Source organism: Streptomyces sp. CY-1 (genome assembly GCF_047218265.1).
GTDB lineage: Bacteria > Actinomycetota > Actinomycetes > Streptomycetales > Streptomycetaceae > Streptomyces > Streptomyces niphimycinicus.
The window spans coordinates 1,417,824-1,443,465 of the sequence record NZ_CP178393.1; the positions used below are offsets into that span (position 1 = coordinate 1,417,824).

Sequence of the window (25,642 nt, forward strand, 5' to 3'; positions counted from 1 at the left end):
TCGATCCGGAGGTCGCGGCATGAGCACCATACAGATCTCGCAGCGCGCCCAGGCCGTAGCCCCGTTCTACGCCATGGAGTTCGGCAAGCAGGCCGCCGCGCTGGAGGCACAGGGGCATCACATCGTCAAACTCAGCATCGGCGAACCGGACTTCGGCGCGCCCCCGGCCGTCCTGGAGGCGATGCGCGGGGCGATGGACGGACGGCCCATGCCCTACACCGAGGCCCTCGGACTGCCCGCTCTGCGGCAGGCCATCGCGCGGTTCTACCAGGACGAGCACGGTGTCGAGGTCGCTGCTTCCCGGGTCGTCGTGACGGCCGGGGCCTCGGCAGCCCTGGTGCTGGCCACCGCCGCGCTCGTCGATCCCGGCGACGAGGTGCTCATCGGCGACCCGTCGTACCCCTGCAACCGGCAGATCGCCGAGAGCTTCGGCGCCCGCGTCACGCTCGTACCCACCACGGCCGGAACCCGCTTCCAACTGGACGCGGAATCGGTGCGCTCGCACTGGACGGACCGCACCCGCGGGATCATGATCGCCTCCCCCTCGAACCCGACGGGCACCTCGGTGCCGGCCGACGAACTCGCGGCCGTCTGTGACATGGCACGCGAGCGCGGCGCGTGGCGCGTCGTCGACGAGATCTACCTCAACCTCAGCGACCATGACGCACAGGGCCAACCCCCGCGCAGCGCGCTGTCGTACGACCCCGACGCCATCGTCATCAACAGCTTCTCGAAGTACTTCGGCATGACCGGCTGGCGGCTGGGCTGGTGTGTCGTACCCGAGCCGCTCGTACCGGCGATGGAACGCCTGGCACAGAACTACTTCCTCTGCGCCTCCGCCCCCGCCCAGCACGCCGCGCTGTCCTGCTTCACCACCGAGTCCCTCGCGGTCTGCGAGGCCCGCCGCGCCGAGTTCGCCGAGCGGCGCGCACTCGTCCTCGACGGCCTGGCACGGATCGGCCTGCCGGTGCCGGTCCCGCCCGACGGCGCCTTCTACGTCTACTTCGACGTCAGCGGCACGGGGCTCACCTCGTGGCAGTTCTGCGAACGGGCGCTCCAATCGGCGCATGTCGCCCTCACTCCGGGCAGGGACTTCGGCGTCCACACGGCGGACAGCCACGTCCGCCTCTCGTACGCGGCGTCGGCCGACGAGCTCCGCGAGGGCATCGCCCGGCTCGGGACGTTCGTGGCCACGCTTCGGTAGGGCGGGCGGCAACCCGCCCTGGTCGACAGCGCGACCGCTGACTGGCGGCCAGGCCGGCGATGGTCCACGCGGCGCCGCCTCCGGCCGGGCCCGTCAGAGTGTGTGGCGGCGGACCACGTCGAGGAGCTGGTCGATGTCGTCGGACCCCCGCCTGCGCGGTCGGTGCGGAGAACCGAACGGGTCAGCGGGTGATGGTGCCGCGGACGCACCTGGTGGCGGCGCCGCCGACCCAGACGGTGCCGTCCTCGTCGGCGACGATCTCGATGGTCCCGGCCCGGCCCAGGCGGGCGCCCTGGGAGACCCGGTAGGCGGGCGGCACCGCACCGGTGGCGGTGAGCCACTGCCCCACCGAGGCGTTCATGCTGCCGCATACGGGATCCTCGGCCACGCCGACGCCGGGAGCGAAGGTGCGCATCTCGAAGTCGTGCCCGGATCCCTCGGGGTGGCCACCGATCGCCCCGACCATCGCGTCCGGGATGAGGGACGGGTCGGGTTCGAGGGCGAGCACCTCCTGGGCCCGTGGGCAACCGGACCACGGCCCAGCCGGGTCCGTTGCCGACCCACTGGTGGCCGATGACACGATCCCGCTCGATACCGAACGCGGCGACGATCCGGTTCAGGTACTCCTCGTCGGTGATATCCGCCCCATCGAGGACGACGGCGACCGGGTTGCCGCCCATGTGCCGTGACCGCGTCCGAATACCGTCGGCCACCGGGGCAAACCCCGGGCGGGGCACGATCATCTTATCGAGTTAATGCCAGCGGCTCTCCGAGGCCGACTGGGCGCACCGGCCGCTACTGTTCCCGGGGTCTGGACGGATTCCAGGATGTTTGCCCCCTCCTTTCCTCTTTGCCGGTGACGCGCACGCACGCCAGCCATCGCCCTCACGAAGGAGAGCTCGCCCGATGACTGTTGGTACCAGCTCGGAAGCGCCTCTGGAGCCGCCTCGGCAGTCCAGCCTGAGCACGGCGGCCGCCCGCAACCTCGCCACCACGACCAAGTCCGCCCCGCAGATGCAGGGGATCACCTCGCGCTGGCTGCTGCGGACGCTCCCCTGGGTGGAGGTCAAGGGCGGCACCTACCGGGTGAACCGCCGGCTGAGCTACACCGTCGGCGACGGGCGCGTCGAGTTCGTCCAGGACGGTGCCGAGGTCCGGGTGATCCCCCGCGAACTCGGCGAACTCGCCCTGCTGCGTGGCTTCGAGGACGTCGAGGTGCTGACCGCCATCGCCGACCGGTGCGTCCAGCGCGACTTCCGCGCGGGCGAGACGCTGGTGGAGCGCGGCAGGCCCGCCGAGGAGTTCCATCTGATCGCCCACGGCCGCGTCAGCCAGACCTCCGTCGGTCCGTACGGCGACGAGACCGCCGTCGCCGTACTGGCCGATGGCGACCGGTTCGGTGAGGGCGCTCTGCTGAACGAGGATGCCCGGTGGGACTACACCGCCACCGCCGAGACCTCCGGCACCCTGCTCACCCTCTCCCGCGCCGACTTCGCCGCCGTGCTGTCCGCGGCGCCGAGCCTCCAGGCCCACCTCCGGGAGTTCAGTTCGCTCCGCGGCCACGCGCAGAACCATCGCGGCGAGGCCGAGATCGCCATGGCGGCCGGTCACACCGGCGAACCCACGCTGCCCGGCACATTCGTCGACTACGAACTGAAGCCGCGCGAGTACGAACTCTCCGTCGCGCAGACCATTCTGCGGATCCACACCCGGGTCGCCGACCTCTACAACGAGCCGATGGACCAGACCGAGGAGCAGCTCAGGCTCACCATCGAGGCGCTGCGTGAGCGCCAGGAGCATGAGCTGGTCAACAACCGGGAGTTCGGTCTGCTCCACAACGCCGACTTCAAGCAGCGCATCCAGACCCACTCGGGCCCGCCCACCCCGGACGACCTCGACGAGCTGCTGTGCCGCCGCCGCGGCTCAAAGTTCTTCCTCGCGCACCCCAGGACGATCGCGGCGATCGGGCGGGAGTTCAACTCCCGTGGGCTCTACCCGACCCATGTCGACCTGGGCGGGCAGCAGGTCCCGGCCTGGCGCGGCGTACCGATCCTGCCCTGCAACAAGATCCCCATCACGAAGGAGAACACCAGCTCGGTCCTGGTCATGCGCACCGGCGAGGACAACCAGGGCGTCATCGGTCTGCGCCGGACCGGCCTGCCGGAGGAGTACGAACCGGGTCTGTCGGTGCGCTTCATGGGCATCGACGAAAAGGCGGTCATCTCCTACCTCGTCACCACGTACTACTCCGCCGCCATCCTGGTGCCGGACGCGCTCGGTGTGTTGGAGAACGTACAGATCGCCCGCAGCCGCGACTAGAGGTCCTGCCCTGCCCGGCGGCTACGAGAGCCCGGCGCCCCAGTCGGCCGAGCATGCCCGAGATCCGGGACAGCCACCCACCCCATCGAGGAGCTATGGATGCCCGCGCCTGAGCCTTCCCCTCCGCAGCCGAGTCCGCCCGCGGCCGGTTCCCCCTCCGGGGCGCGTGTCCTCGCTGAGGCCGCCGCCCGCGCCCGCGACATCAGGACCGCCTTCGGCGGCGGCAGATCCCCCGCGCCGTCCTTGCCCGCACCGCCTCCCACCGAGGCCCCGGCCGCCGACGTTCCTGCCACCGAGGTGCGCGCCGCGGGCGCCGAGCTGGGCCGGATCCTGCGTGGCCCCAGTGGCCTGGGCACGGTGGGTCTGCACCTGGCCCGGTGCGAGAGCACATCGGCACCGGTGGAGCCGCCGACGGCTCCGGCGGCTCCGGCGGAAGGCACCCCGGTCCCGGGCCTCTACCACCATCCGGTGCCGGAGCCCGACCCGGTGCGGGTGGAGGAGGTCAGCCGCAGGATCAAGACCTGGGCGCTGGACGAGGTCGATCTGTACCCGGAGGACTGGGAGGACCAGTTCGACGGCTTCTCCGTGGGGCGTTATATGGTCGCCTGCCATCCGGACGCTCCCACCGTCGACCATCTGATGCTCGCCACGCGCCTGATGGTCGCCGAGAACGCGGTGGACGACTGCTACTGCGAGGACCACGGGGGATCGCCCATCGGCCTCGGCGGGCGGCTGCTGCTGGCGCACACCGCCCTCGACCCCTTGTACACGACGGAGGAGTACCAGCCGCGGTGGGCGGAGTCGCTCCATTCGGACGCGCCCCGGCGCGCGTACCGCTCCGCCATGGAGTACTTCGTCCAAGCGGCCGGCGCCTCCCAGTCGGACCGGTTCCGGCATGACATGGCCCGTCTGCACATGGGGTACCTCGCCGAGGCCGCCTGGGCCCAGACGGACCACTTGCCCGAGGTGTGGGAATACCTGGCGATGCGCCAGTTCAACAACTTCCGCCCCTGCCCCACCATTACGGACACCGTCGGCGGCTATGAGCTGCCCGCGGACCTGCACGCCACGCCCGCCATGCAGCGCGTCATCGCGCTCGCCGGGAACGCCACCACCATCGTGAACGACCTGTACTCGTACACCAAGGAGCTCGCCTCCCCCGGGCATCACCTGAACCTGCCCGTGGTGATCGCCGAACGCGAGGGCATCTCCGACCGCGATGCCTATCTGAAGTCGGTCGAGGTCCACAACGACCTCATGCACGACTTCGAGGCCGCGGCCGCGGCCCTGGCCGCCGACTGCCCCGTCCCGAGCGTGCAGCGCTTTCTGCGGGGCGTGGCCGCGTGGGTCGACGGCAACCACTACTGGCACCGGACCAACACCTATCGCTACAGCCTGCCCGACTTCTGGTGAGAAGAATGGACTTATCTGTGACCAGCACCGACTTCACCACCGACGCCGCCCTCTCCACCAGCGCCGCCTCCGTGTTCATCCCCGCCCCGGCGACGCCCTACCAGGGGGACATCGCCCGCTACTGGGACGGCGAGGCCAGGCCGGTGAACCTGCGTCTCGGCGATGTCGACGGCCTTTACCACCATCACTACGGCATCGGCGCCGTTGACCGCACCGCCCTCGGTGACACCGACGACAGTGCGTACGAGAAGAAGCTGATCGCCGAACTCCACCGCCTGGAATCGGCGCAGGCCGAACTCCTCCTGGACCACCTCGGCCCCCTGGAGCGCGACGACACGCTGGTGGACGCCGGCTGCGGTCGCGGCGGCTCGATGGTCATGGCCCACCAGCGCTTCGGGTGCAAGGTCGAGGGCGTCACCCTGTCGGCCAAGCAGGCGGACTTCGCCAACCAGCGTGCCCACGAGCTCGGCATCGAGGACCATGTCCACGCCCGTGTCTGCAATATGCTCGGCACGCCCTTCGAGACCGGGCGGATCGCGGCCTCGTGGAACAACGAGTCGAGCATGTACGTCGACCTGCACGACCTCTTCGCCGAGCACTCCCGCATCCTCGCGGTCGGCGGTCGCTATGTGACCATCACCGGCTGCTGGAACCCCCGTTACGGCCAGCCCTCGAAGTGGGTCTCCCAGATCAACGCACACTTCGAGTGCAACATCCACTCCCGCCGGGAGTATCTGCGCGCCATGGCCGACAACCGGCTCGTACCGCAGGCCGTCATCGACCTCACCGCCGCGACCCTGCCGTACTGGGAGCTTCGGGCCACGTCCTCCCTGGTCACCGGCATCGAGGAGGCGTTCATCAACTCCTACAAGGACGGCTCCTTCCAGTACCTCCTGATCGCGGCCGACCGCGTCTGACCGCCTCCTGGCACATCGCCCCGTCGCCGTGTGGTGGGGCGACGTGCTGTCGGCCGACTCCCGGGTTGTCTCCGTACACTGACGGGCATGGCATGCCGCATCAGTGAACTGGTCCTCGACTGTGCCGACGCCGAGCGGCTCGCCGCGTTCTGGAGCGAGGTCCTCGGCTACGTCGAACTCGGCCGGGAAGCCGACGGAAGCATCGAGATCGGGCCGCCCGACACCGGTTTCGGCGGTCCGCAACCCACCCTCGTGCTCAGCCCCAGCAACGACCCGCGGACCGGGAAGCTCCCCCTGCACATCGACGTCAACGCCACCGACCGCGACCATGACGCCGAGCTGGAGCGGCTGCTCGCTCTCGGCGCCAGGCCCGCCGACGTGGGCCAGACCGGCACCGAGAACTGGCACGTCCTGGCCGACCCGGAAGGCAATGTGTTCTGCCTCCTGCACGCCCGGCTCCAGCACTCCTGACCAGAGCGCCTCTCATGGGGTCCGCTCGTGGCCGGTGAGCATGTCGACCAGGCTGTGGGGTGCGCCCGCTCCGTAGAACATCTCGTGCACCTGGATTCCTTCGGCGGCGGCCGCGGCACTGCGGGGGAACATGGCCTGCTCGTACTCGGTGAGCGCGGCCTCGACGTCCTCGGGGCGCGCGGCGAGGGCCCTGCCCAGTTCGGCGGCGTCGTACATGGCCAGGTTGGCGCCCTCGCCGTTCGGGAGCGAGAGGTGGGCGGCGTCGCCGAGCAGGGTCACCCCCGGCTGCCGCTCCCACTGGTGCTCGATGGGCAGGGCGTAGAGGGACCGCGGGACCGGTGCGGTGTCACCGTCGGCGATCAGCGCGGTGAGTTCCGGTGCCCAGCCGTCGAATTCCTGGGCGATCCGTACGGTGGCCGCGGCGGAGTCGGTGAAGTCGATGGCCGCGAACCAGTCCCGTGGCCGGGCGAGCATCACGTAGGCGTGCAGGGTGCCGGACCTCTCCCGGTGCGCCAGGAATCCCTTGCCCGGCGCGAGCGCGAACAGCGACCCATTGCCGACGGCCTTCGCGCTGGCCGGGTGCCGGGTGTCGGCGTCGAACAGGCAGGTCTCGACGTACGACATGCCGATGTACTCGGGTGCCGCGCGGGAGAGCAGTGGCCGGACTCGGGACCACGCGCCGTCGGCGCCGACCAGCAGGCCGGTGGAGACGGTGCTGCCGTCGGCGAAGGTCACCTCGTGGCGGCCCGCGCCGAGGGCACGGGTAACGCGGACCTTGTGGCCCCACCGGACGGTCCCGGCCGGGAGCGAGTCGAGGAGCATCTGCCGCAGCTCGCCGCGCAGCACCTCGGGGTTGCCACGCGTACCGTCGTCGGCATGGTCGACCAGGACGGTCCCGTCCGGGTCGAGAACCCGTACCGCCTGGCGGCCCTCCAGGACGAGGCCGCGGAACTCGTCAATCAGACCGGCCGCCCGCAAGGCGGGCTGTCCGCTGCCCTCGTGGATGTCGAGCATTCCGCCTTGCGTACGCGCCGTCGGAGAGACCTCCGCCTCGTAGACCGTGGCCGGGATGCCGTGGAAGTGCAGGACGCGGGCGAGCGTCAGGCCGCCGAGTCCGGCACCGATGATCGTGACGTGAGTGGTCATGGTGGTTCCTCGCTGTCGCACGCCTGCCGAATGGGCATCCGGCAGGATCTCCTGAAAAGTTCCAGATCCCGCCGACACGCCACCGACAACGCGACCGACAGCCACCGACAGCCACCGACAGCCACCGACAGCCACCGACAAGCATGTGCGTACCGGGGTCGTCGTCACCCGTGACGGGCGTAATGTGTGCATATGGGTGATGTTCGGTGCGGTTGGTGCGATGCGCCGCTACCGAATCAGTCCGGCCGCAACCGGCGGTATTGCAGTCCGGCACACCGGCAGGCGGCCTGGCGGGCGCGGTCTCGGTGGCCGGCGGCGGCCGAGACGCGGCAGGCGATGGTGCTCGCGGGCACGGAGCTGCTGGACCGGGTGCGGGCGGCGGCGCAGCAGGCGGGTGAGGTGCCCCCGGCGCGGGAAGCCGCGGTGGGCCGCCACTGTGCCGCGGTGGCGGAGGTTCCCGGGCTGGCCGAGCGGTTGGTGCGGTCCGCGGTGCTGGCCGATCGGCAGGCCGGGGTCGGCTGGGCACGGATCGGTGCCGCCTTCGGGATCAGCGCCGAGACGGCCAGGCGCCGCTTCGGGCGGGCGCGGCACATCGCGGAGGAGGGGCACATCTCGGAGGCGGGGCAGGGGACGCGAGAGGGTGCCATGCCCGCCACCGACTCCGGTATGGAGCCGCTGGATGCGCTTCTGTGCACGGCGGTACGGGAAGCGGGCGCGGCCACGGGCCTGGTGTATCTGCTGCCGCCCGGCGGACAGGTACTGCGGCTGGCCATGATGACCGGTATGCCGCCGAAGGTTGCCGAGCTGTGGGAACGGTTGCGGTTCCCGGCTTCGGGTCCGTTGGCGGACGCGGTGGGTGAGCGGCACCTGGTGTGGCTCGCCAGCCAGGCGGAGCTGGCGCGCCGTTACCCGAGGGCAGCGCTGGTATGGCCCTACCCGGTGGCGCTCGCCGCCGCACCGATCACCTCCGGCACCACTGTCTGGGGCGGACTGGCGCTGCTGTGGCCCAGTCCGCGCCGCCCTCACCTGAGCGCCCATGACCGCGCCGTGATCGGCTCCACCTGCGACCGGATGGGGGCATTCCTGCGGCATGCCGCCGCGGACGGGCACCCGGCAGCCCCCGAAGAGCCGCATGTGGCGGCCCCGCCGCAAGTGTGGACCGCTGGGCCGGTCCAGGCACAGGCCGCGGTGGACTTCGCCGACCGTCTCCCGGAGGGCTGTTGCGCGCTGGACGTGGCGGGCCGGATCACCTTCCTCAACGCCACCGCCGCCGAGCTGGTCGGTGGGAGCGTCCCGGAGCTGCTCGGCGCACCGCTGTGGGAGGCGCTGCCATGGCTGGACGGCCCGGTCTTCGACGACCGCTACCGGGCCGCGGTGCTCGGCCACCGGCCCACGTCCTTCACCGTTCTGCGCCCGCCGGACCGGTGGCTGTCCTTCCAGCTCTGCCCGGATGCCTCCGGTGTCAGTGTGCGCGTCTCCCCCACCGACGACACCGACGACACCGAACCCATCGACCGCCCGGGGCGCGAGGCGGATATCGCCACACCGACCCGGTCCGGCAGGCTGTACGACCTGATGCACCTGGCCGGCGCGCTCACCGAGGCCGTCGGCGTTCAGGACGTGGTCGAGCTGACCGCCGACCTGGTCCTGCCCGCCTTCGGCGCCCAGGGCTTCGTCCTGTCCGTGGCGGAGGGCGACCGGCTGCGTATCGTCGGCGAGCGTGGATACCCACCCGAGCTTCTCAACCGCCTCGACATCCCGGCGTTCCGGGACGACACGTCCCCCAGCGTGCGCGCCGTGACCAAGGGAGCACCCCTGTTCTTCGCGTCCCAGCACGAGTTGAATCAGCTCGCTCCGCACATCCCACGGCTGACCAAGAGGGCGGCCTGGGCCTTCCTGCCGCTGCTGGCCTCCGGTCGCCCGGTCGGCTGCTGCGTGGTCTCCTACGACCGGCCCCACGACTTCACTCCCGACGAACGCGCCGTCCTGACCTCGCTGGCCGGACTGATCGCCCAGGCCCTGGACCGCGCCCGGCTCTACGACGCCGAACACCAGCTTGCCCACGGTCTCCAGAGCGGCCTGCTCCCCGCCGCGCTTCCGACGGTGCCCGGGCTGGAGGTGGCGGCCCGCTATCTGCCCACGGCTCGCGGCATGGACATCGGCGGCGACTTCTACGACCTCATCCGCTGCGACGCCACCACCGTCGCCGCGGCCATCGGCGACGTCCAGGGCCACAGCGTGAACGCCGCCGCCCTCATGGGACAGGTCCGCACCGCCGTCCACGCCACCGCCGGGGCACATCCCGGGGAAGTCCTCGCCCGCACCAACCGCCTGCTCACCGACCTCGACCCCGGCTTGTTCACCAGTTGCCTGTACGCCCACATCGACCTGGCACACCACGTCGCCCATCTGGCCACGGCCGGGCATCCGCCCCCGCTCCTGCGCCACCCCGACGGACACACCGAGGTCCTCCACCTGCCACCCGGCCTGCTGCTGGGCATCGATCCGGGCGCCGGCTACCCGGCCACCGAGATCCCGCTGCCGCCCGGCGCCGTGCTGGCCCTCTACACCGACGGCCTCGTCGAGAGTCCCGGCGTCGATCTCGATGACGCGACCGCCCACCTCGCCGACCAGCTCACACAGGGCTGCGGCCAGCCCATGGACGCCCTAGCCGACACCCTCGTCCACCACGACCCGCACACCGATCCCCACAGCGATGACATCGCCCTGCTTCTGCTCCATCCGCAATCGGTCGTCGGCTGACAGAGCCCGCGCCGTCAGCGTCGCGCCCGAGCGCTGTGCGGCGGGACGAGACGGTCGCCGGACACGAGCGTGCCGGCCTGCTTGATCTGCTGAAGCAGAGGAGAGACCTCCATGCTCTGGAGACCGGACAGCGACCCGATGCGGTCCGAGGTGTATTCGAACAGTTCATCGAGGTCGCGGCAGTGTGCGACGGCATGGAGGTTGTAGGGCCCGGAGACGGCCGCGGCGAAGGCTATTTCGGGTTCCCGCGCGAGGGTGCGCCCGATGTCCTTGACCGCCGTCGGGTGCGCGCGGAGCCAGAGGTTCGCCCGAGCGTGATAGCCCAGCGCGGCCGCGACGATCTCGACATCGATGTGGACGACCCGGCGCCGGAGCAGGGCGTGAAGACGGCGTGATGCGCGCCCGGGCGTGAGGTTCGCCGCCGCGCCGAGATCGACCAGGCCGGCGCGGCCGTCCGCGGCGAGAAGGTCGAGCATCTTCTCGTCCTCGGGGCTGAGGCGCACCGGAACGCGGGGGACGACCGGGGATTCCGTGAAGGGGGCGCCATCGCTTCCGAGCATCGACTCCTGCTCTGGCGTCAGCGTGCCGCGTAGCGCGGCCCAATAGTGGCCGCGGCCTCCGACGAACTGGCGCAGTATCGCGGACGCGTTGATGTCGATGACGGCCGCGGTGCGCGGAAGTCGCCGGCCGAGGAGGTCCTCGCGCTGTTCGCGCGTCCGCGACCGGACCGCGCAGGTGATTTCGGAGCCCGCGGCGCCGAGGGCCACCCAGCCGACATCGTCGCGCTTGGCGAGTGCGTCGGCGATCGCCGTGCCGCTGCCGGGGCGGCACCGCAGTCGCACCAGCCACCTGCTCTGTCCCAGCGCCCCCGGATCGACCACACCGGCTACGCGGATGACGCCATCGGCGAGCAACCGGCGATATCGGCGGCCGACGGCCCCCTCGGAGAGGCCGAGCACCGCCGCGATCGAGGCGAACGAGGCCCGCGGAGCCACCTGGAGTGCCCGAATGACTCGCACATCATCGGGCTGGAGAGCGGCGGATTCAGCCATCGGCGCTCCTGTCATAAGGGCAATCGTACAAATCCGGGCCCCGGACGTGCCCCGAGTGCGATGGAGCGGCGAGGCTTGCAGCGCATCAGAAGCACATCAGGGGTGCCCCTCGCCGCAGTCGGCACTCCGGAACTCGATACAAAGGGGATGACGCCGAATGTCGTCAACTGACGCGGACCGGCACTCGCCAACCGCTCTCATCGTCGGGGCGTCGCGCGGTCTCGGACACGCGATGGCGGCCGAACTCTTCGACAGGGGATGGAACGTCATCGGCACGGTCCGGGACGCGCCCGCTCGCACCCTCTTGCACGACCTCGCGGACCGCTCCGACGGGCGCGTCCGCGTCGAGCACCTCGACATCAACGAACCCACCCAGTTGGCGCCCCTCCACGAGCGTCTCGCCCATCGCGGACTCGACATGCTCTTCGTCAACGCGGGGACCACGAACAACGAGCCGACGCCGATCGGTGCCGTTCCGACGGCCGACTTCGTGGACGTGATGGTCACCAACGCGCTCAGTCCGATGCGCGTCATCGAAGCACTCGAAGACCTCGTCTCTCCGACCGGGCTCATCGGGGCGATGTCCTCCGGGCAGGGCAGCATCACCAACAACACGACCGCGTCGCGCGAGGTCTACCGGGGCAGCAAGGCAGCCCTGAACATGTTCATGCGCGGCTTCTCCGTCCGACAGGCCCAACTGCACGAGACCCGGCGTGCCTTCGTCCTCATGGCGCCCGGCTGGGTCAGCACCGCCCTGGGGGGACCGGACGCGCCGCTCACCATCGGCGACAGCGTCCCGCGGGTGGTGGACGTTCTCCTGTCGCGGCTGGGGAAGCCCGGTCTGGCGTATCTGGATCGCTTCGGTCAGACCGTCCCCTGGTGAGCCCGGTCCCGGGAGCGGGCACCGCTCAGTCCGCCCCGCCCGCGACCGCACCCCGTTCGATCGCCAGCCGGGTCAGTTCGACCCGCGTGTTGATATCGAGCTTGGTGAAGATGTGCTTCATGTGGGTGTTGACGGTGTGCACGGACACATAGAGCCGGTCGGCGATGGCGCGGTTGGTGAGACCGTCCACGACGAGCGGGATCAGTTTCCGCTCCGATTCGGTCAGGGTTCCCCACTCCGGGGGGCCGGTCGTCTGGAGTCGCGGGGCGCCGGTGCGTACACCGAGCCGGCGCAGGCGGCGCCTGATCCGTTCGTGATCGCGCAGGGCTCCCGAGGCCGACGCCAGCTCGGCCGCCTCTTCGAAGTGCGGGATCGCCGCCGTCGTATCGGCCGAGGTGGCCTGCAACTCGCCGAGGTCCTCGCAGGCCGCGACCAGGGCCAGCGGCCTGTCACCGCTCCGGTAGGCGGTGATCGCGGACGCCAGTGCGCGGGGGTCGCGGTGGAGCAGGCCGTCCACATGGGCCCGGACCGCCCCGATGATCTGCCGGCTGTCGTCCCGCGCGGTCAGGGTGTCCAGTGCGCCGGACACGGCCTGCGCGGCCGACGGGGCCTCGCCGCGGAGCGCGATGCGCACGATGCCGGGCCAGTGGGACGGCCCACCGCGAGCAGCCGCGTCGGCTCACGGTCCCCGAAGCCGCCGGTGAGTGCCGCCGCCGCGCCGTGCCGGCCCTGTCTGGGTCGTCCTCAACCCCGAGAAGCCGCGCTCCTGGAACCAGCCCCCCGAAAAAAATTCTCGCGGCGATGTCGAGAACCCGTGAGCGGCTCCGTCCCCGAGGTGAACGCGACCACAATGGGTCGCATCAGCACCGAGGAGAAACACGATGGCCAAGTACTTGCTGCTCAAGCACTACCGTGGCGCTCCGGCCGCGGTCAACGACGTGCCCATGGACCAGTGGGCGCCGGAGGAGGTCTCGGCGCATCTGAAGTACATGAACGACTTCGCGGCGCGGCTGGAGGAGACCGGCGAGTTCGTCGGCGGCCAGGCACTCGCCCCCGAGGGGACATGGGTGCGGTACGACGGTGAGGGGCGCCCGCCGGTCACCGACGGCCCGTTCGCCGAGACCAAGGACCTCATCGCGGGCTGGATGGTGATCGACGTCGACAGCTACGAGCGCGCCGTCGAGTTGGCCGGGGAGCTGTCGGCCGCCCCCGGGGCGGGCGGCAACCCGATCCACGAGTGGCTCGAGCTGCGCCCGTTCCTGGCCGAGCACTCCACCGTCACGGAGTGCCCTCATCGATGAACGAGGCCCTGATCCGGAGCCTCACGCCGAGCGTGCTCGCCGTCCTCGTCCGCCGCGGAGCCGACTTCGCGGCGGCCGAGGACGCCGTACAGGACGCGCTGGTCGAGGCGGTCCGCGGCTGGCCGGCCGACCCTCCGCGGGATGCGAAGGGCTGGCTGGTCACCGTGGCCTGGCGCAAGTTCCTCGACGCCACCCGCTCGGATGCCGCCCGCCGCCGTCGTGAGGACCGCGTCGAGGAGGAGCCGGCGCCCGGGCCCACGCCCGCGGTGGACGACACGCTCCAGCTCTACTTCCTGTGCGCCCACCCGTCGCTGACGCCGTCGTCCGCGGTCGCGCTCACCCTGCGCGCCGTGGGCGGGCTCACCACCCGCCAGATCGCCCAGGCGTACCTGGTGCCCGAGGCGACCATGGCGCAGCGCATCAGCCGGGCCAAGCGCACCGTCTCCGATGTGCGCTTCGACCAGCCCGGCGACGTCGCCACCGTGCTGCGCGTCCTCTACCTGGTCTTCAACGAGGGCTACTCCGGCGATGTCGACCTCTCCGCCGAGGCCATCCGGCTCACCCGGCAGCTCGCGGCCCGGATCGACCACCCCGAAGTGGCGGGGCTGCTCGCCCTCATGCTGCTCCACCACGCCCGGCGCGCCACCCGGACCGCGCCGGACGGCGGCCTGGTGCCGCTCGCCGAGCAGGACCGCGCCCGGTGGGACACCGGGATGATCGCCCGGGGCGTGGCGATCCTTCAGGCGGCCCTCGCCCGCGACCGGCTGGGCGAGTTCCAGGCCCAGGCCGCCATCGCGGCACTCCACGCCGACGCGCCCACCGTCGAGGAGACCGACTGGGTGCAGATCCTGGAGTGGTACGACGAGCTGGTGCGCCTGACCGACAGCCCGGTCGTCCGGCTCAACCGCGTGGTGGCCGTCGGCGAGGCCGACGGCCCGCGCGCCGGTCTGGCGGCGCTCGCGGAGCTGAACGACGCTGCGCCGACCTCTGCGAGCAGGGGTTCGCCCATGCCCCGCTACACCGCGGTGGCGGCGTACCTCCACGAGCGGGACGGCGACCTGGCGACGGCGGCACGGCTGTACGCCGAGGCGGCCCACCAGGCACCCAACCTCGCCGAACGCGACTACCTGACCCGCCAGGCCGCCCGGCTGAACACCCTTCGGCGCGGCTGACGAGCCGCGCCCGGACGCTTCCCGCGGCGCCGGGCGCGGCCACCGTCCGGCGGAGTGCTGCGCGGGTGCGGAGCGTGCCGTCATCGGCGCCAAATTCCATTGAGGCGCCGCCGTATGTCGGGGAGGGTCGGTGGCATGGATTTCTTCTGCTATCACCGCGATCGGCCCGGCTCCCTCACCTTGCGTAAGGAGCTGGGGGAAGAGCACTGGTCGTATATGGACCGGTACGCGGCGGAGATGATCGCTCGCGGCCCGACCTTCGCCGACGACGGCGAAACGCCCACCGGCAGCGTGCACATCCTCGGCCTGCCGGATCCCGCCGCCGCCCGTGCGTTCGCCTTCGACGAGCCGAACTACCAGGCCGGCGCGTACCGGGACGTGCTGCTGCGACGGTGGCGCAATGTGCTGGGGCGCACCATGTGGGATTTCCCGGGCGGCCGGACCGGTGGCCATCGGTATCTGGTGCTCGGCCTCGGCTCGGGGGAAGCCGCCGACCTCGCCGTGCCGCCGGGCCGGGACGAGCTGATCGCGTACGGGCCGCTGCTGTCCGACGACGGCACCGGCTGGCTGGGTACGGCGGTGCTGCTGCGGGCCCCGGACCCGGATACGGCACGCGCCGTCCTGACTCCGGACCGGTATGCCGCCATCGAGGTCCATGACTGGGAGTTCGGGGGGCGGCGGTGACGCCCGGCGTGGTCGGTGCGGGCTCGGCCGAGTGCGCGCCGCTGCCGCGATGAGTTCCGGCCGGGACACGAGTCTGTTCTGGTGACCGTCGTAAGGACGCCGTACGACGCCGCCCGGCACGAGACGTCACGCCCGGCACGAGACACCACGGAGGACACCATGACGACCGCACCGGACGACCCGACCACCGCGCTGCCCGGCCGCCCGCCCATCGTCGACCTGGCCACCTGGCAGGCCGCCCGTGACGAGCTGCTGGTCCGCGAGAAGGCTCACACCCGCGAGGGCGACGCCATCGCCGCGGCCCGCCGCCGGCTGCCGATGGTGGAGTTCGACGGGACGGTCGAGGTCGTGGGGCCCGACGGCCCGGTCCCGTTCCTGGAGCTGTTCCAGGGCCGCGACGAGCTGGTGGTCTACCAGCACATGTGGCACGACGGCGCGCCGCACCAGGGGCAGTGCGAGGGCTGCACCACCACCGCCTGGCACCTTCAGGACTCCGCCTACCTCAACGCCGGCGGCGTCTCGTTCGCCATCCTGACCACGGGCCGGTGGGACGAGGTGGCCTCCTACGTGGAGTTCATGGGATACACCGAGCCCTGGTACTCGGTGCGCGACGTGGCCGCGCCGGTCGGCGGGGACATGGGCTACCTCACCTCCTTCCTGCGCGACGGCGACCGCGCGTTCCTCACCTATTCCACGACGGGCCGTGGCAACGAGCGGGTCAACGGCTCCCTCGGCCTGCTCGATATGACGCCCTACGGCCGCCGCGAGGCGTGGCAGGACGACCCCGAGGGCTGGCCCGAGGGGCACGGCCCGTGCTGGTCCTGGCGCACGGACGCGGATGGGACCGCCACCTGGGGCCCGACCAGCCGCCCGGTGCCGCAGTGGACCCGCCCCGGCGCGACGCCGGTGGAGACCCTCGGCCGGCAGGGCCACCACCACTGACCGATCCGGCCCGGTCTACCGCTTGTACGGATCCCCGTCGGGGAGCCATGCGTCCGGTGCGTGGATGCCGAGGTCGCCGACGCCTTCCGTCAGGGCGTCGACGGTGCTCAGTACGGCCGGGCGGAGCTCGTCCCGGCGCCAGACGAGAGACCAGGTCCAGTAGACCTTCGGCCCGGTCACGGGGCGTACGGCCAGATCGGGCGGCAGTGGAGTGGTCTGGCCCTTGGGCGAGTTGAGGATCGGCCGCCTGCTGCGGCGCACATGGTCGAAGAAGACGGGACCGGTGATGCCACCGTCCGTGATGCGCACGGCGGGGACGCCGGTCTCCTCGGCCAATCGCTCCGCGTAGTCGTTCCAGGACAGCCAGGTGGTGGTGTCGTCGTCCAGCAGGACGTCGGTGTCCTGGGCGCGGACCTCGCCGGTGTCCTGCCCGGCCGAGACGGCGTAGAGCCGCTCCGCGCCGATCAGCCGGGCGCTGAGTCCGAGCTTCTCCAGGTCGTCGGTGCGGATCCAGCACACCGCCAGGTCGAGGCCGCCGTCCGCGACACGGGCGGCCTGGGCGTGGGAGGGCGCGACCCATGCGTCGATGTGCAGACGCGCCACGGACGAGGCGCGGGCGGTCAGGTCCGCGGGCAGCCAGTTGACGTAGCCGAGCCGGACCGGTTCCGAGCCCGCGATCCGGGCGGCGCGGTTACGGAGATCGTCGGCGCGCTCGAGCAGGGCCCGGGTGTGCGGGAGCAGGGCCGCTCCGGCCGGAGTGAGGGCCACCGAACGGCGGTCGCGGTCGAAGAGCCGGACGCCGAGATCCCGTTCCAGCGACTTGATCTGCTGGGACAGGGAGGGGCCGGCGATCAGGAGCCGCTCCGCGGCCCGGCCGAAGTGCAGCTCCTCGGCTACCGCGACGAAATACCGCAACTGGCGCAGCTCCACGCCCGCAATGCTACCCGCGGCCGGGGCCACGGCCCGTCCCGCCCTCGGCGGTCTCGTACCGGGGGCGTCCGTATGACCGGCTTCCTCCCGTCTGCTAGGCGCTGCCTCCCACCGCAGGTCACAGCCGTGCCGGGGCGGGCGGGAGGCTCTTGCCCTCCTTGGGCTTTTGTCGACCGGTCGTCTATGTTCATGGGGAGCCGGTCATGCACACCGGTCCGGACAACCCCCAGTGGAGACAGTCACCATGAGCACTCCTGACCAGAAGGTCGCCATCATCACCGGCGCGTCCCAGGGCATCGGCGCGGGCCTGGTCGATGCCTATCGGAAGCTCGGCTACGCCGTCGTCGCGACCTCGCGCGGGATCGCCCCCTCAGCGGACCCGCAGGTCCACACCGTCCAGGGCGACATCGCCGACCCCGCCACCGCCGAGCGGGTGGCCGGTGCCGCGATAGAGCGCTTCGGCCGCATCGACACGCTGGTCAACAACGCCGGCATCTTCGTCGCCAAGCCGTTCACGGAGTACACGGAGCAGGACTACGACGCGGTCACCGGCGTCAACCTGAGCGGTTTCTTCCGCATCACCCAGCTCGCGGTCGAGCAGATGCTCCGTCAGGGCGGCGGGCACGTCGTCCAGATCACCACCAGCCTCGTCGACCACGCCAACTCGGCGGTCGCCTCCGTACTGGCCTCCCTGACCAAGGGTGGACTCCAGTCGGCGACCAAGGCCCTGGCCATCGAATACGCGACCCGCGGGGTGCGCAGCAACGCCGTGTCCCTCGGCATCATCAGGACACCGATGCACCCGGCGGAGTACCACGACACCCTCGCCGCCCTCCACCCGGTCGGCCGGATGGGAGAGATCAGCGACATCGTCGACGCCGTCACGTACCTGGAGAACGCCCCCTTCGTGACCGGCGAGATCCTCCACGTCGACGGCGGCCAGAGCGCCGGCCACTGACCACACACCGCCCGGGCGTCACACCCCGCCGTCCGGGCGCCCCTCTCGGCGTCGGCTCTCAGGCGACGCCGCACCCCCTGTCCCACGCGTTGGAGCTGACACCATGAGTACTGACGTACTGAAGGACCCCCTGCACGAGGTGCTGAGCCGCTGGCAGGCCGCTTTCGACGGCCACCAGACGGACACGATGGCCGACCTGTTCACGCCCGACGCCCTCTTCCAGGGGTTCGGGCCCGAGACGATCTCCGGGCGGGACGCGGTACGCGGCTACTACGCGGCCGTTCCGGACTACCGCAGGGCCCATCTGGGGAACGTCCACGGCTACCGGATCGGCAAACACGTGGCCGGTGGCTTCGCCGACGTCACCTTCCGGGATCCGACGGGCTGGGAGGCCCCGGTGCATCTGTCGTTGGTCCTTCAACGCGAGGGCGCCAGTTGGCGGATCCGCCAGTACCACGTCTCTCGCATCGCCGCTGATCACTGATGGGGCGGCGCCCGTAAGAGGCCGGGCCTACCAGCAGGGAGGAAGCCGATCCTGGCATTCTCCCTGGTGGCGGCCGCAGTCTGGGGCCATGCAGCAGCATGTCACCGACTCCCGAGGCGTACTACGCCACTCACCCTGGGCCCATGTCGTACAGGCCGCCGCCGCACTGGGGGCGGGCATGGGTGTGGGCCGTTTCGTCTACACCCCGATTCTTCCCCTGATGCACGCTCAGGCCGGACTGTCCGCCGCCACGGGGGCGAATCTCGCCACCGCCAACTACGTCGGCTATCTGCTCGGCGCGCTCGCCGGAACCTTTCTGCCCCGGCTGGTGCGTTCCCCTGCCCTGCTGCGGAGTTGCCTGGTGGGGCTGGCGGTGTCCCTGGCCGCGATGCCACTGACCCACTCCCCCGGCGTATGGCTGCTGCTCCGGCTGTGTGCGGGCGTGGCCAGTGCGCTGATCTTCGTCATCGCCGCCAGTTCCCTGCTCAGCCATCTGCGCGACCACCCCGCCCACTTGCCCGGGTGGGCCTTCGGAGGAGTCGGGGCGGGAATCGCCCTGTCCGGACTGCTCGTCCTCGCGCTGCGCACCATCGCCGACTGGCAGGCCGCGTGGTGGGCCTCCGCCGTGCTGACCGCGCTGCTCGCCCTGCCCGCGTGGTTCCTGCGGCCGGAACCCGCGCCCCCGTCCGCGTCCGCCACGCCCGGAGCGGAGCGGCGGACGACCGGCCCGCGCACCCATCGGTGGTTCACCGCGCTCCTCGCCTCCTACACGCTGGAGGGCATCGGCTACATCATCGCGGGCACCTTCCTGGTGGCCGCGATCGAGCAGAGTTCTCCCGGCTGGATCGGCAGTGGTGCCTGGGTGCTGGTCGGCCTCGCGGCCATCCCGTCCTCCGCGCTGTGGGCAGGGCTGGGCCGACGCTGGTCCCGACCGGGCCTCCTGCTGACCGCCCTGGCCGTCCAGGCCGTCGGCATCGCCCTGCCCGCGCTGATCGGTGGCGTCGCCGCCGCGCTGATCTCCGCGGTGCTCTTCGGCGCCACGTTCATCGGCGTCAGCACGCTCGCGCTCGCGACCGGCGCACATCTGCGCTTCCCGCGTGCGGTCGCCCTGCTGACGGCCGGATACTCGGTGGGCCAGATCCTCGGCCCCCTGGTCGCCACCCCTCTGCTGCACCACGGGTACGAGCAGGCCCTGATCCTCGCGGCCGCCGTCGTCCTGGCGTCCGCCCTCGCGGCGGCCCTCCTCCGGATCGGCTTCCCCCACCACATGCCCACGCCCGGCCACCCGGTCGCACGCTCGGAACCCGCACCGGGCGGACCGGCCACGGCGAAGATCACGACCTGACGGCCATCCCTCGGAAGAGAGATCGGCAGGTGCACAGTGTGCGGCTCCGCCGCGTGGGCGCGACCAGCCACGATGGCGCCGCAGACGACCGACGCACGGCGCGGCACATCCAGCGGAGCGCTCAGCGGACCCGGTCGACGCGGCGCTCGTCCCAGACCGGCTCCGCCGTCTCGCGGACGACACCGTCCGAGCCGAAGACCAGGAAGCGGTCGAAGGAGCGCGCGAACCAGCGGTCATGGGTGACCGCCAGCACCGTCCCGGCATAGGCCCCGAGCCCGTCCTGGAGCGCCTCGGCCGACTCCAGGTCCAGGTTGTCCGTGGGCTCGTCCAGCAGCAGCGCGGTCGTCCCGGCCAGTTCGAGCAGCAGGATCTGGAACCGGGCCTGCTGACCGCCCGAGAGCCGGTCGAAGTTCTGGTCGCCCTGGCGGTCGAGTTCATAGCGCCGTAGCGCGCTCATCGCGCGTCCCCGGTCCCGGGCGTGTTCGGTCCACAGGATGTCGACCAGCGTGCGCCCGAAGAGCTCCGGATGGGCGTGGGTCTGGGCGAAGTGACCGGGCACGACCCGCGCGCCCAGCTTCCACTCCCCCCGGTGGCCGACGCTCTGGCCCGCCAGAAGCCGCAGGAAGTGGGACTTGCCCGAGCCGTTGGAGCCCAGGACGGCCACCCGCTCACCGTAGAAGACCTCCAGGTCGAAGGGGCGCATCAGCCCCTCCAGTTCCAGCGCCCGGCAGGTCAGTGCCCGCACCCCGGTGCGTCCGCCCGCGAGCCGCATGGTGATGTCCTGCTTACGCGGGGGTTCCGGCGGCGGCCCGGCCTCCTCGAACTTCCGCAGCCGGGTCTTGGCGGCCTGGTAGCGGGAGGCCATCTCATCGCTGCGGGCGGCGTACCGCTGCATGTCCAGCACCAGCCGTTTGAGCTGGGCATGCTTCTCGTCCCAGCGCCGCCGCAGTTCCTCGAAGCGCTCGAACCGCTCCTCGCGGGCGTCGTGGTAGGTGGCGAAACCGGCGCCGTGCACCCACACATCGCTGCCCGCCGGGCTCGGCTCGACGCTGACGATCCGGTCGGCCGCGCGGGCCAGCAGCTCCCGGTCGTGGCTGATGAACAGCACCGTCTTACGGGTCTCGCGCAGCCGCTCCTCCAGCCACTGCTTGCCCGGTACGTCCAGGTAGTTGTCCGGCTCGTCCAGCAGCAGCACATCGTCGGGCCCGCGCAGCAGCGCCTCCAGCACCAGCCGCTTCTGCTCGCCCCCGCTGAGGGTGCGCACCTGGCGCCACTGCGCCCGTTCGTACGGCACTCCGAGCGCCGCCATGGTGCACATGTCCCATACCGTCTCGGCCTCGTAGCCACGCGCCTCGGCCCAGTCGCTCAGGCTCTGGGCGTAGGCCATCTGGGCGGCCTCGTCGTCCCGCTCCATGATCGCCAGCTCGGCCTCGTCGACCGCGCGGGCGGCCTCGCGGATCCGGGGCTGGGCCACCGACACCAGCAGGTCGCGCACCGTCCGCTCATCGCGTACGGAGCCGATGAACTGCGGCATCACCCCGAGCGAACCGCTGACGGTGACCGTACCGCCGTGCGGCTCCATCTCGCCGGAGGCCAGCCGCAGCAGCGTGGTCTTGCCCGCCCCGTTGGGCCCGACCAGGGCGGCCACCGTGCCCTCCGCGACGCGGAACGACACATCGCCGAGCAGCAGCCGTCCGTCGGGCAGGAAATAGGCGAGGTGCGCGGCCTCCAGATGTCCCATGGTTGGGCATTCTCACGGTCCGGCCGCCCGGTCGGCAAAGCGATTTCCCGGACTGGGGCCCAAGGATGCCCGCATGCGGCTGAACGCGCGGGCTCCGCCATCCGTATGGCAGAGAAACGTCCCCTGATCAGGAGGCACCACCATGACGCAGTCGGCAATCAACGGGCAGGGCACCACCCGCCGCGCCGTCGTCACCGCGGCGGGAGTGGCCGGGCTGGCCGCCACGCTTGCCGCATGCGGCAAGGACGACGGCGGCGATTCGGGCAGCGGCAGCGCGGGCAGCGCCCAGGACGCCGGGGCCGCGCAGCCGTCGCAGGGCGCGTCACAGAGCGCGGAGAGCGGCCAGTCGGGCGGCGGGGACGGCATGGAACTGGCCAAGACGTCCCAGATCCCCGAGGGCGGCGGCATGGTCTTCAAGGACCACAAGGTCGTGGTGACCCAGCCCAAGGCGGGCGAGTTCAAGGCGTTCTCGTCGATCTGTACGCACCAGGGCTGCTCGGTCGGCGATGTGACCGGCGGCACCATCAACTGCCCGTGCCACCAGAGCAAGTTCGACATCACCGACGGCAGCGTGAAGGGCGGACCGGCGCAGAAGCCGCTGCCGGGCGCGCAGATCAAGGTGCAGGGAAGCTCGATCTGGATGGCGTGACGGCCATCCTCCGCCAGCAGGCGACCACCTCGTCGGCCGTGGTGACGGCGGCCACCAGGGCGAGGGTGTGGCGGACCATCGCCGGGGTGTACGAGGCGGGCACCCCGGCGATCGCGTCCTCGGGCACCACGGCCGTATAGCCGAGGTTGACGGCGTCGAAGACGGCGGCCGGGATCGCCACATTGGCCGACACGCCGGTGATGACCAGCGTGCGGCAGCCCAGATTGCGCAGCAGCGCGTCCACGTCGGTCCCGGCGATCGGCGAGAGGCCGTGCAGCCGCCGTACGACCAGGTCCTCGGCGGCCACCGGAACCGGTTCGGCGATCTCCACCGCCGCGCTCCCGGTGAGCTGCCGGACCGGCAGCCGCTCGACGGCCCGGAACAGCGGGGCGTTGCGGCTCGCGCCGCGTCCGTCGGCGCGCCGCTCGGCCACCGCGTGCAGCACCTGGACGCCCGTGTCATGGGCGGCCGACACCAACTGGGCGACACGCCCGAGCGCACCGGACTCCTGGGCCACGGCGGCCAGTTCGGGCAGCGCGCTGTCCGGGCCCACCACACCGCGCTGGCATTCGACGGTGAGCAGGGCGCAGCCTTCCGGCCGGAGCAGTTCCACCAGGTCTTCGCGGAGGCGTGGGGTCACGGCGCGGGAGAGTAGCGCCCCTTGCGTCATCAAGGAAGAGCCATCATCCTGTGCCGCATATCCAGTCACCGGGAGGTACGGGGTCGGATGACCGTCACCCAGCGGCGGGGACGCCGCATCATGATGGCCCAGGACGAGCTGGACGCCTTCCTCGCCGAACAGCGCACCTGCCGGGTGGCGACCGTGGCCGCGGACGGGCGGCCGCATATCAGCCCGCTGTGGTTCTGCTGGGACGGCGCCGCCCTGTGGCTGTACTCTCTGACCCGCAGCCGCCGCTGGGCCGAGCTGCGCCGCGATCCGCGGATCGCGGTGGTGGTCGACGACGGGCACGAATACGGCGAACTGCGCGGGGTGGAGCTCTCCGGCGAGGCGGTCCTGGTCGGCGAGGCGCCGCGCACCGGCGTGTCGTGCCCCGAACTCGACACGCCCGAGCGGATGTTCGCGGCGAAGTACTTTGGCCTGGACACCATGCCGCACGACGGGCGCCACGCCTGGCTGCGCCTTGCCCCCGAGGCGATCCGCTCCTGGGACTTCCGCAAGATGCCGCAGGGCTGACCCGGGAGCGGGGCCCGGGGCGGGCTCCGGGCCCCGTTCCCCGGTCCGTCGGCGGTGAGTCCGCGGTCAGTCGGTGCTCAGTCGATGATCTTCTCGCCGACGGATCGCAGCACCTCGACCGCCGCGCGGATCGAGGGCCTGCGATCGGCGTCCGCGCGCCAGATCGCGTAGATGTGCCGCCGCATCGTGGGCTGGCTGACGGGCACCATCCGCACTCCCTCGGGCACCGGTCCGCGGCCCAGCCGGGGCACCACCGCGATGCCAAGACCGGCGGCGATCAGCGAGAGCTGGGTGTGGTGCTCATGCGCGGTGTGCCGGATCCTCGGCTCGATGCCCTTGCCGCGCAGGGTCACCATCAGCCAGTCGTAGCAGAACCCGCCCTTGGGCCAGGAGACCCACTCGTCGTCCACGAAGTCCTCCGGCTCGACCGCGTGGCGGTCGGCGAGGGGGTGGTCGGCGGGCATCGCCACATCCACCGGGTCGTCCAGCAGGGCGGCCTTCACCAGCCCGCCGGGCATCGGCAGGGGCTTGTTGTACCAGTCCAGGACCACGGCCAGATCGATATCGCCACGCACCACCGAGGGCACCGACTCATCGGGCTCCATCTCCTGTAGCCGCACATTCAACTGCGGATGCTCGGTGCGCAGCCGGCCCAGCGCGTCCGGGAAGAGACCGCGGACGGCGGTCGGGAACGCGCCCAGCAGCAGCTCGCCGACGGCATGGCCGCGCTGCGCCTCCAGATCCGCCTGGGCCAGCTCCACCTGGGAGAGGATGCGCGCCGCGTGATCGGAGAGCAGCCGCCCGGCGTCGGTGAGGCGGATCCCGCGCCCGTTCTTGGCGAGCAGTTGCTGACCGGTCTCCCGCTCCAGCTTGGCGAGTTGCTGGGAGACGGCGGAGGTCGTGACATGCAGCCCCTCGGCGGCGCCGCTCACGGAGCCGTGGCGGGCCACGGCGTGCAAGGTCCGTAGGCGATCCAGGTTCAACATATAAGGAATCCTACGCGATACCGCGAACGAAATCTCGCTTGTCCTAAGAGGTTGTAGCCCACATCGTAATGGCATGACCTCAGCGACCGCCCCGGCGCCCCCTGCCGCCGCCGCCACGGCGGAGACCTCCTCCTCCCCCGCCCGCAGACCACTCCTCGACTGGCGCATCCGCTTCGGCGTGCTCTCCCTGATCTGGGGTTTCAGCTTTCTCTTCATCAAGGTCGGCAATGAGGCGTTCGCCCCCTTGTACGTCACGCTCGGCCGGATGCTGTTCGGCACCGCCGTACTGCTCGTGACGCTGGTGGTGCGGCGGGAGCGGCTGCCGCGCGGGGCGCGGGTCTGGGGCCATCTGGCGGTGGCCGCGTTCTTCCTCAACGCGCTGCCGTTCTCGCTGTTCGCCTACGCCGAGCTGACCATCCCCTCCACGCTGGCCGGTATCTGCAACGCCGCCTCGCCGCTGTGGGGGATGCTGCTCGCGGTGATCGTGGTCTCCGACGACCGGCCGAGCCGTCAGCGTGTCGCGGGTCTGGGGCTCGGCTTCATCGGCGTGTTGATCGTGCTGGGCGCCTGGCAGGGCTTCTCCGGCCAGGACCCGCTGGGCACGGTGCTGGCACTGATCGCCTCGGCCAGCTACGCGGTCGGCTGGCAGTACGTCCGGCGCACGCTGAGCGATACGGGCCACTCCCATCTGTCGATGTCCGGCGGTCAGCTTCTGCTCGGCACGGTGCAACTCGCCCTCGTCGCACCGGTGTTCGCGAAGACGCCCACCTCCTTCCCGGTGCTGCCGCTGCTCTCCGTGCTCGCCCTGGGCGCGTTGGGCACCGGGGTGGCGTTCCTGGTCCAGTACGGGCTCGTCGACGAGGTCGGCCCGACGACGGCGATGATGGTCACCTACTTCGTCCCGGTGATCGCCACCACCGCGGGCGTGGCGATCCTCGGGGAACACCTCACCTGGAACACACCGGTGGGCGCGGCCGTCGTTCTCATCGGCGCGGCCCTGACCCAGCGGCGCCCCACCGCCCGGTAGCCGCCCCGCCGCCCCGTTGGCCGGTCGAGCGCCTTCCGTCACCTCAGCGCGGCGGGCGCC

Annotated in this window: 26 protein-coding genes; 18 read left to right on the forward strand and 8 right to left on the reverse strand. The window is 71.4% G+C overall.

The annotated features are described in order from the left end of the window. The first annotated feature begins 19 nt into the window (after nt 1-19). Nucleotides 20-1,204, forward strand: a complete 1,185-nt coding sequence (locus ACK1X7_RS05860) for a pyridoxal phosphate-dependent aminotransferase (RefSeq protein WP_390795414.1) — start codon at nt 20-22, stop codon at nt 1,202-1,204. Nucleotides 1,205-1,385: 181 nt separating this feature from the next. On the opposite strand, the gene ACK1X7_RS05865 is transcribed toward ACK1X7_RS05860, so the two are convergent. Continuing rightward, the gene (locus tag ACK1X7_RS05865) at nt 1,386-1,712 is read right to left on the reverse strand and encodes a PhzF family phenazine biosynthesis protein (protein ID WP_413114728.1); all 327 of its coding nucleotides are present in this window, start codon (nt 1,710-1,712) and stop codon (nt 1,386-1,388) included. 58 nt (nt 1,713-1,770) lie between these two features. Here ACK1X7_RS05865 and ACK1X7_RS05870 point away from each other — a divergent pair, with 58 nt between their 5' ends. From ACK1X7_RS05870 to ACK1X7_RS05890, 5 genes are all read left to right on the forward strand, one after another. Then, complete coding sequence (locus tag ACK1X7_RS05870) at nt 1,771-1,893, forward strand: hypothetical protein (RefSeq protein WP_385146254.1); 123 nt, start codon at nt 1,771-1,773, stop codon at nt 1,891-1,893. 217 nt (nt 1,894-2,110) lie between these two features. Further along, nucleotides 2,111-3,523, forward strand: a complete 1,413-nt coding sequence (locus tag ACK1X7_RS05875) for a family 2B encapsulin nanocompartment shell protein (RefSeq protein WP_390795412.1) — start codon at nt 2,111-2,113, stop codon at nt 3,521-3,523. A 99-nt stretch (nt 3,524-3,622) separates the two neighbouring features. After that, complete coding sequence (locus tag ACK1X7_RS05880; protein WP_413114729.1) at nt 3,623-4,936, forward strand: family 2 encapsulin nanocompartment cargo protein terpene cyclase; 1,314 nt, start codon at nt 3,623-3,625, stop codon at nt 4,934-4,936. Nucleotides 4,937-4,941: 5 nt separating this feature from the next. Then, entirely contained in the window at nt 4,942-5,853 is a 912-nt protein-coding gene (locus ACK1X7_RS05885) for a geranyl diphosphate 2-C-methyltransferase (protein WP_385146260.1), read from the forward strand. A gap of 87 nt (nt 5,854-5,940) precedes the next feature. Further along, entirely contained in the window at nt 5,941-6,324 is a 384-nt protein-coding gene (locus tag ACK1X7_RS05890) for a VOC family protein (protein WP_385146262.1), read from the forward strand. A gap of 12 nt (nt 6,325-6,336) precedes the next feature. Here ACK1X7_RS05890 and ACK1X7_RS05895 read toward each other — a convergent pair whose 3' ends face one another. Beyond that, nucleotides 6,337-7,470 (reverse strand): FAD-dependent oxidoreductase, encoded by a 1,134-nt coding sequence (locus tag ACK1X7_RS05895; protein WP_413114730.1) that lies wholly within the window; start codon nt 7,468-7,470, stop codon nt 6,337-6,339. Nucleotides 7,471-7,806: 336 nt separating this feature from the next. Here ACK1X7_RS05895 and ACK1X7_RS05900 point away from each other — a divergent pair, with 336 nt between their 5' ends. Further along, nucleotides 7,807-10,233, forward strand: coding sequence for a SpoIIE family protein phosphatase (locus ACK1X7_RS05900; RefSeq protein ID WP_413114731.1), 2,427 nt, complete (start codon nt 7,807-7,809; stop codon nt 10,231-10,233). A 14-nt stretch (nt 10,234-10,247) separates the two neighbouring features. Here the strand turns inward: ACK1X7_RS05900 and ACK1X7_RS05905 are convergent, their stop codons facing one another. Then, nucleotides 10,248-11,285 (reverse strand): Lrp/AsnC family transcriptional regulator, encoded by a 1,038-nt coding sequence (locus ACK1X7_RS05905; RefSeq protein WP_385146268.1) that lies wholly within the window; start codon nt 11,283-11,285, stop codon nt 10,248-10,250. Between the two features lie 157 nt (nt 11,286-11,442). Between ACK1X7_RS05905 and ACK1X7_RS05910 the strand changes: the two genes are divergently transcribed. Then, the gene (locus ACK1X7_RS05910; RefSeq protein WP_385146270.1) at nt 11,443-12,168 is read left to right on the forward strand and encodes an SDR family NAD(P)-dependent oxidoreductase; all 726 of its coding nucleotides are present in this window, start codon (nt 11,443-11,445) and stop codon (nt 12,166-12,168) included. A gap of 25 nt (nt 12,169-12,193) precedes the next feature. Here ACK1X7_RS05910 and ACK1X7_RS05915 read toward each other — a convergent pair whose 3' ends face one another. After that, the gene (locus tag ACK1X7_RS05915; protein WP_413114732.1) at nt 12,194-12,802 is read right to left on the reverse strand and encodes a helix-turn-helix transcriptional regulator; all 609 of its coding nucleotides are present in this window, start codon (nt 12,800-12,802) and stop codon (nt 12,194-12,196) included. A gap of 247 nt (nt 12,803-13,049) precedes the next feature. On the opposite strand from ACK1X7_RS05915, the gene ACK1X7_RS05920 reads away from it, so the two are divergent. The 4 genes from ACK1X7_RS05920 (at nt 13,050) to ACK1X7_RS05935 (ending at nt 16,267) form a co-directional block, all read left to right on the forward strand. Continuing rightward, nucleotides 13,050-13,469, forward strand: coding sequence for a YciI family protein (locus tag ACK1X7_RS05920; RefSeq protein ID WP_216341447.1), 420 nt, complete (start codon nt 13,050-13,052; stop codon nt 13,467-13,469). Beyond that, the gene (locus ACK1X7_RS05925; RefSeq protein WP_413114733.1) at nt 13,466-14,641 is read left to right on the forward strand and encodes an RNA polymerase sigma factor; all 1,176 of its coding nucleotides are present in this window, start codon (nt 13,466-13,468) and stop codon (nt 14,639-14,641) included. Before ACK1X7_RS05920 ends, ACK1X7_RS05925 begins: the two co-directional genes overlap by 4 nt. A 135-nt stretch (nt 14,642-14,776) precedes the next feature. Beyond that, nucleotides 14,777-15,325 carry a YciI family protein gene (locus ACK1X7_RS05930; protein WP_398161683.1) on the forward strand — a complete coding sequence of 183 codons (549 nt, stop codon included), beginning with the start codon at nt 14,777-14,779 and terminating at the stop codon, nt 15,323-15,325. A 159-nt stretch (nt 15,326-15,484) separates the two neighbouring features. Next, on the forward strand, nt 15,485-16,267 hold the full coding sequence (locus ACK1X7_RS05935) for a DUF899 family protein (RefSeq protein ID WP_385147163.1): 783 nt from the start codon (nt 15,485-15,487) through the stop codon (nt 16,265-16,267). 15 nt (nt 16,268-16,282) lie between these two features. Here ACK1X7_RS05935 and ACK1X7_RS05940 read toward each other — a convergent pair whose 3' ends face one another. Then, complete coding sequence (locus ACK1X7_RS05940; protein WP_390795421.1) at nt 16,283-17,206, reverse strand: LysR family transcriptional regulator; 924 nt, start codon at nt 17,204-17,206, stop codon at nt 16,283-16,285. Between the two features lie 235 nt (nt 17,207-17,441). Between ACK1X7_RS05940 and ACK1X7_RS05945 the strand changes: the two genes are divergently transcribed. From ACK1X7_RS05945 to ACK1X7_RS05955, 3 genes are all read left to right on the forward strand, one after another. Then, the gene (locus ACK1X7_RS05945; protein WP_385147169.1) at nt 17,442-18,155 is read left to right on the forward strand and encodes an SDR family NAD(P)-dependent oxidoreductase; all 714 of its coding nucleotides are present in this window, start codon (nt 17,442-17,444) and stop codon (nt 18,153-18,155) included. A 103-nt stretch (nt 18,156-18,258) separates the two neighbouring features. Next, entirely contained in the window at nt 18,259-18,639 is a 381-nt protein-coding gene (locus ACK1X7_RS05950) for a nuclear transport factor 2 family protein (RefSeq protein WP_413114734.1), read from the forward strand. Nucleotides 18,640-18,727: 88 nt separating this feature from the next. Next, nucleotides 18,728-19,984 (forward strand): YbfB/YjiJ family MFS transporter, encoded by a 1,257-nt coding sequence (locus tag ACK1X7_RS05955; protein WP_385147175.1) that lies wholly within the window; start codon nt 18,728-18,730, stop codon nt 19,982-19,984. Nucleotides 19,985-20,105: 121 nt separating this feature from the next. On the opposite strand, the gene ACK1X7_RS05960 is transcribed toward ACK1X7_RS05955, so the two are convergent. Further along, nucleotides 20,106-21,725 (reverse strand): ATP-binding cassette domain-containing protein, encoded by a 1,620-nt coding sequence (locus ACK1X7_RS05960; RefSeq protein WP_385147178.1) that lies wholly within the window; start codon nt 21,723-21,725, stop codon nt 20,106-20,108. 142 nt (nt 21,726-21,867) lie between these two features. On the opposite strand from ACK1X7_RS05960, the gene ACK1X7_RS05965 reads away from it, so the two are divergent. Continuing rightward, entirely contained in the window at nt 21,868-22,374 is a 507-nt protein-coding gene (locus ACK1X7_RS05965) for a Rieske (2Fe-2S) protein (protein WP_390795402.1), read from the forward strand. Here the strand turns inward: ACK1X7_RS05965 and ACK1X7_RS05970 are convergent. Then, nucleotides 22,340-23,044: a cysteine hydrolase family protein gene (locus ACK1X7_RS05970; protein ID WP_385147184.1), complete on the reverse strand. Its 705-nt coding sequence runs from the start codon at nt 23,042-23,044 to the stop codon at nt 22,340-22,342. The two genes, ACK1X7_RS05965 and ACK1X7_RS05970, sit on opposite strands and share 35 nt — an antisense overlap. A 57-nt stretch (nt 23,045-23,101) precedes the next feature. Between ACK1X7_RS05970 and ACK1X7_RS05975 the strand changes: the two genes are divergently transcribed. Then, nucleotides 23,102-23,569, forward strand: coding sequence for a pyridoxamine 5'-phosphate oxidase family protein (locus ACK1X7_RS05975; protein ID WP_385147187.1), 468 nt, complete (start codon nt 23,102-23,104; stop codon nt 23,567-23,569). Nucleotides 23,570-23,646: 77 nt separating this feature from the next. Here ACK1X7_RS05975 and ACK1X7_RS05980 read toward each other — a convergent pair whose 3' ends face one another. Beyond that, nucleotides 23,647-24,555 (reverse strand): LysR family transcriptional regulator, encoded by a 909-nt coding sequence (locus ACK1X7_RS05980; RefSeq protein ID WP_351888706.1) that lies wholly within the window; start codon nt 24,553-24,555, stop codon nt 23,647-23,649. 73 nt (nt 24,556-24,628) lie between these two features. Here ACK1X7_RS05980 and ACK1X7_RS05985 point away from each other — a divergent pair, with 73 nt between their 5' ends. Continuing rightward, the gene (locus tag ACK1X7_RS05985; RefSeq protein ID WP_385147190.1) at nt 24,629-25,582 is read left to right on the forward strand and encodes a DMT family transporter; all 954 of its coding nucleotides are present in this window, start codon (nt 24,629-24,631) and stop codon (nt 25,580-25,582) included. Nucleotides 25,583-25,642 lie beyond the last annotated feature (60 nt).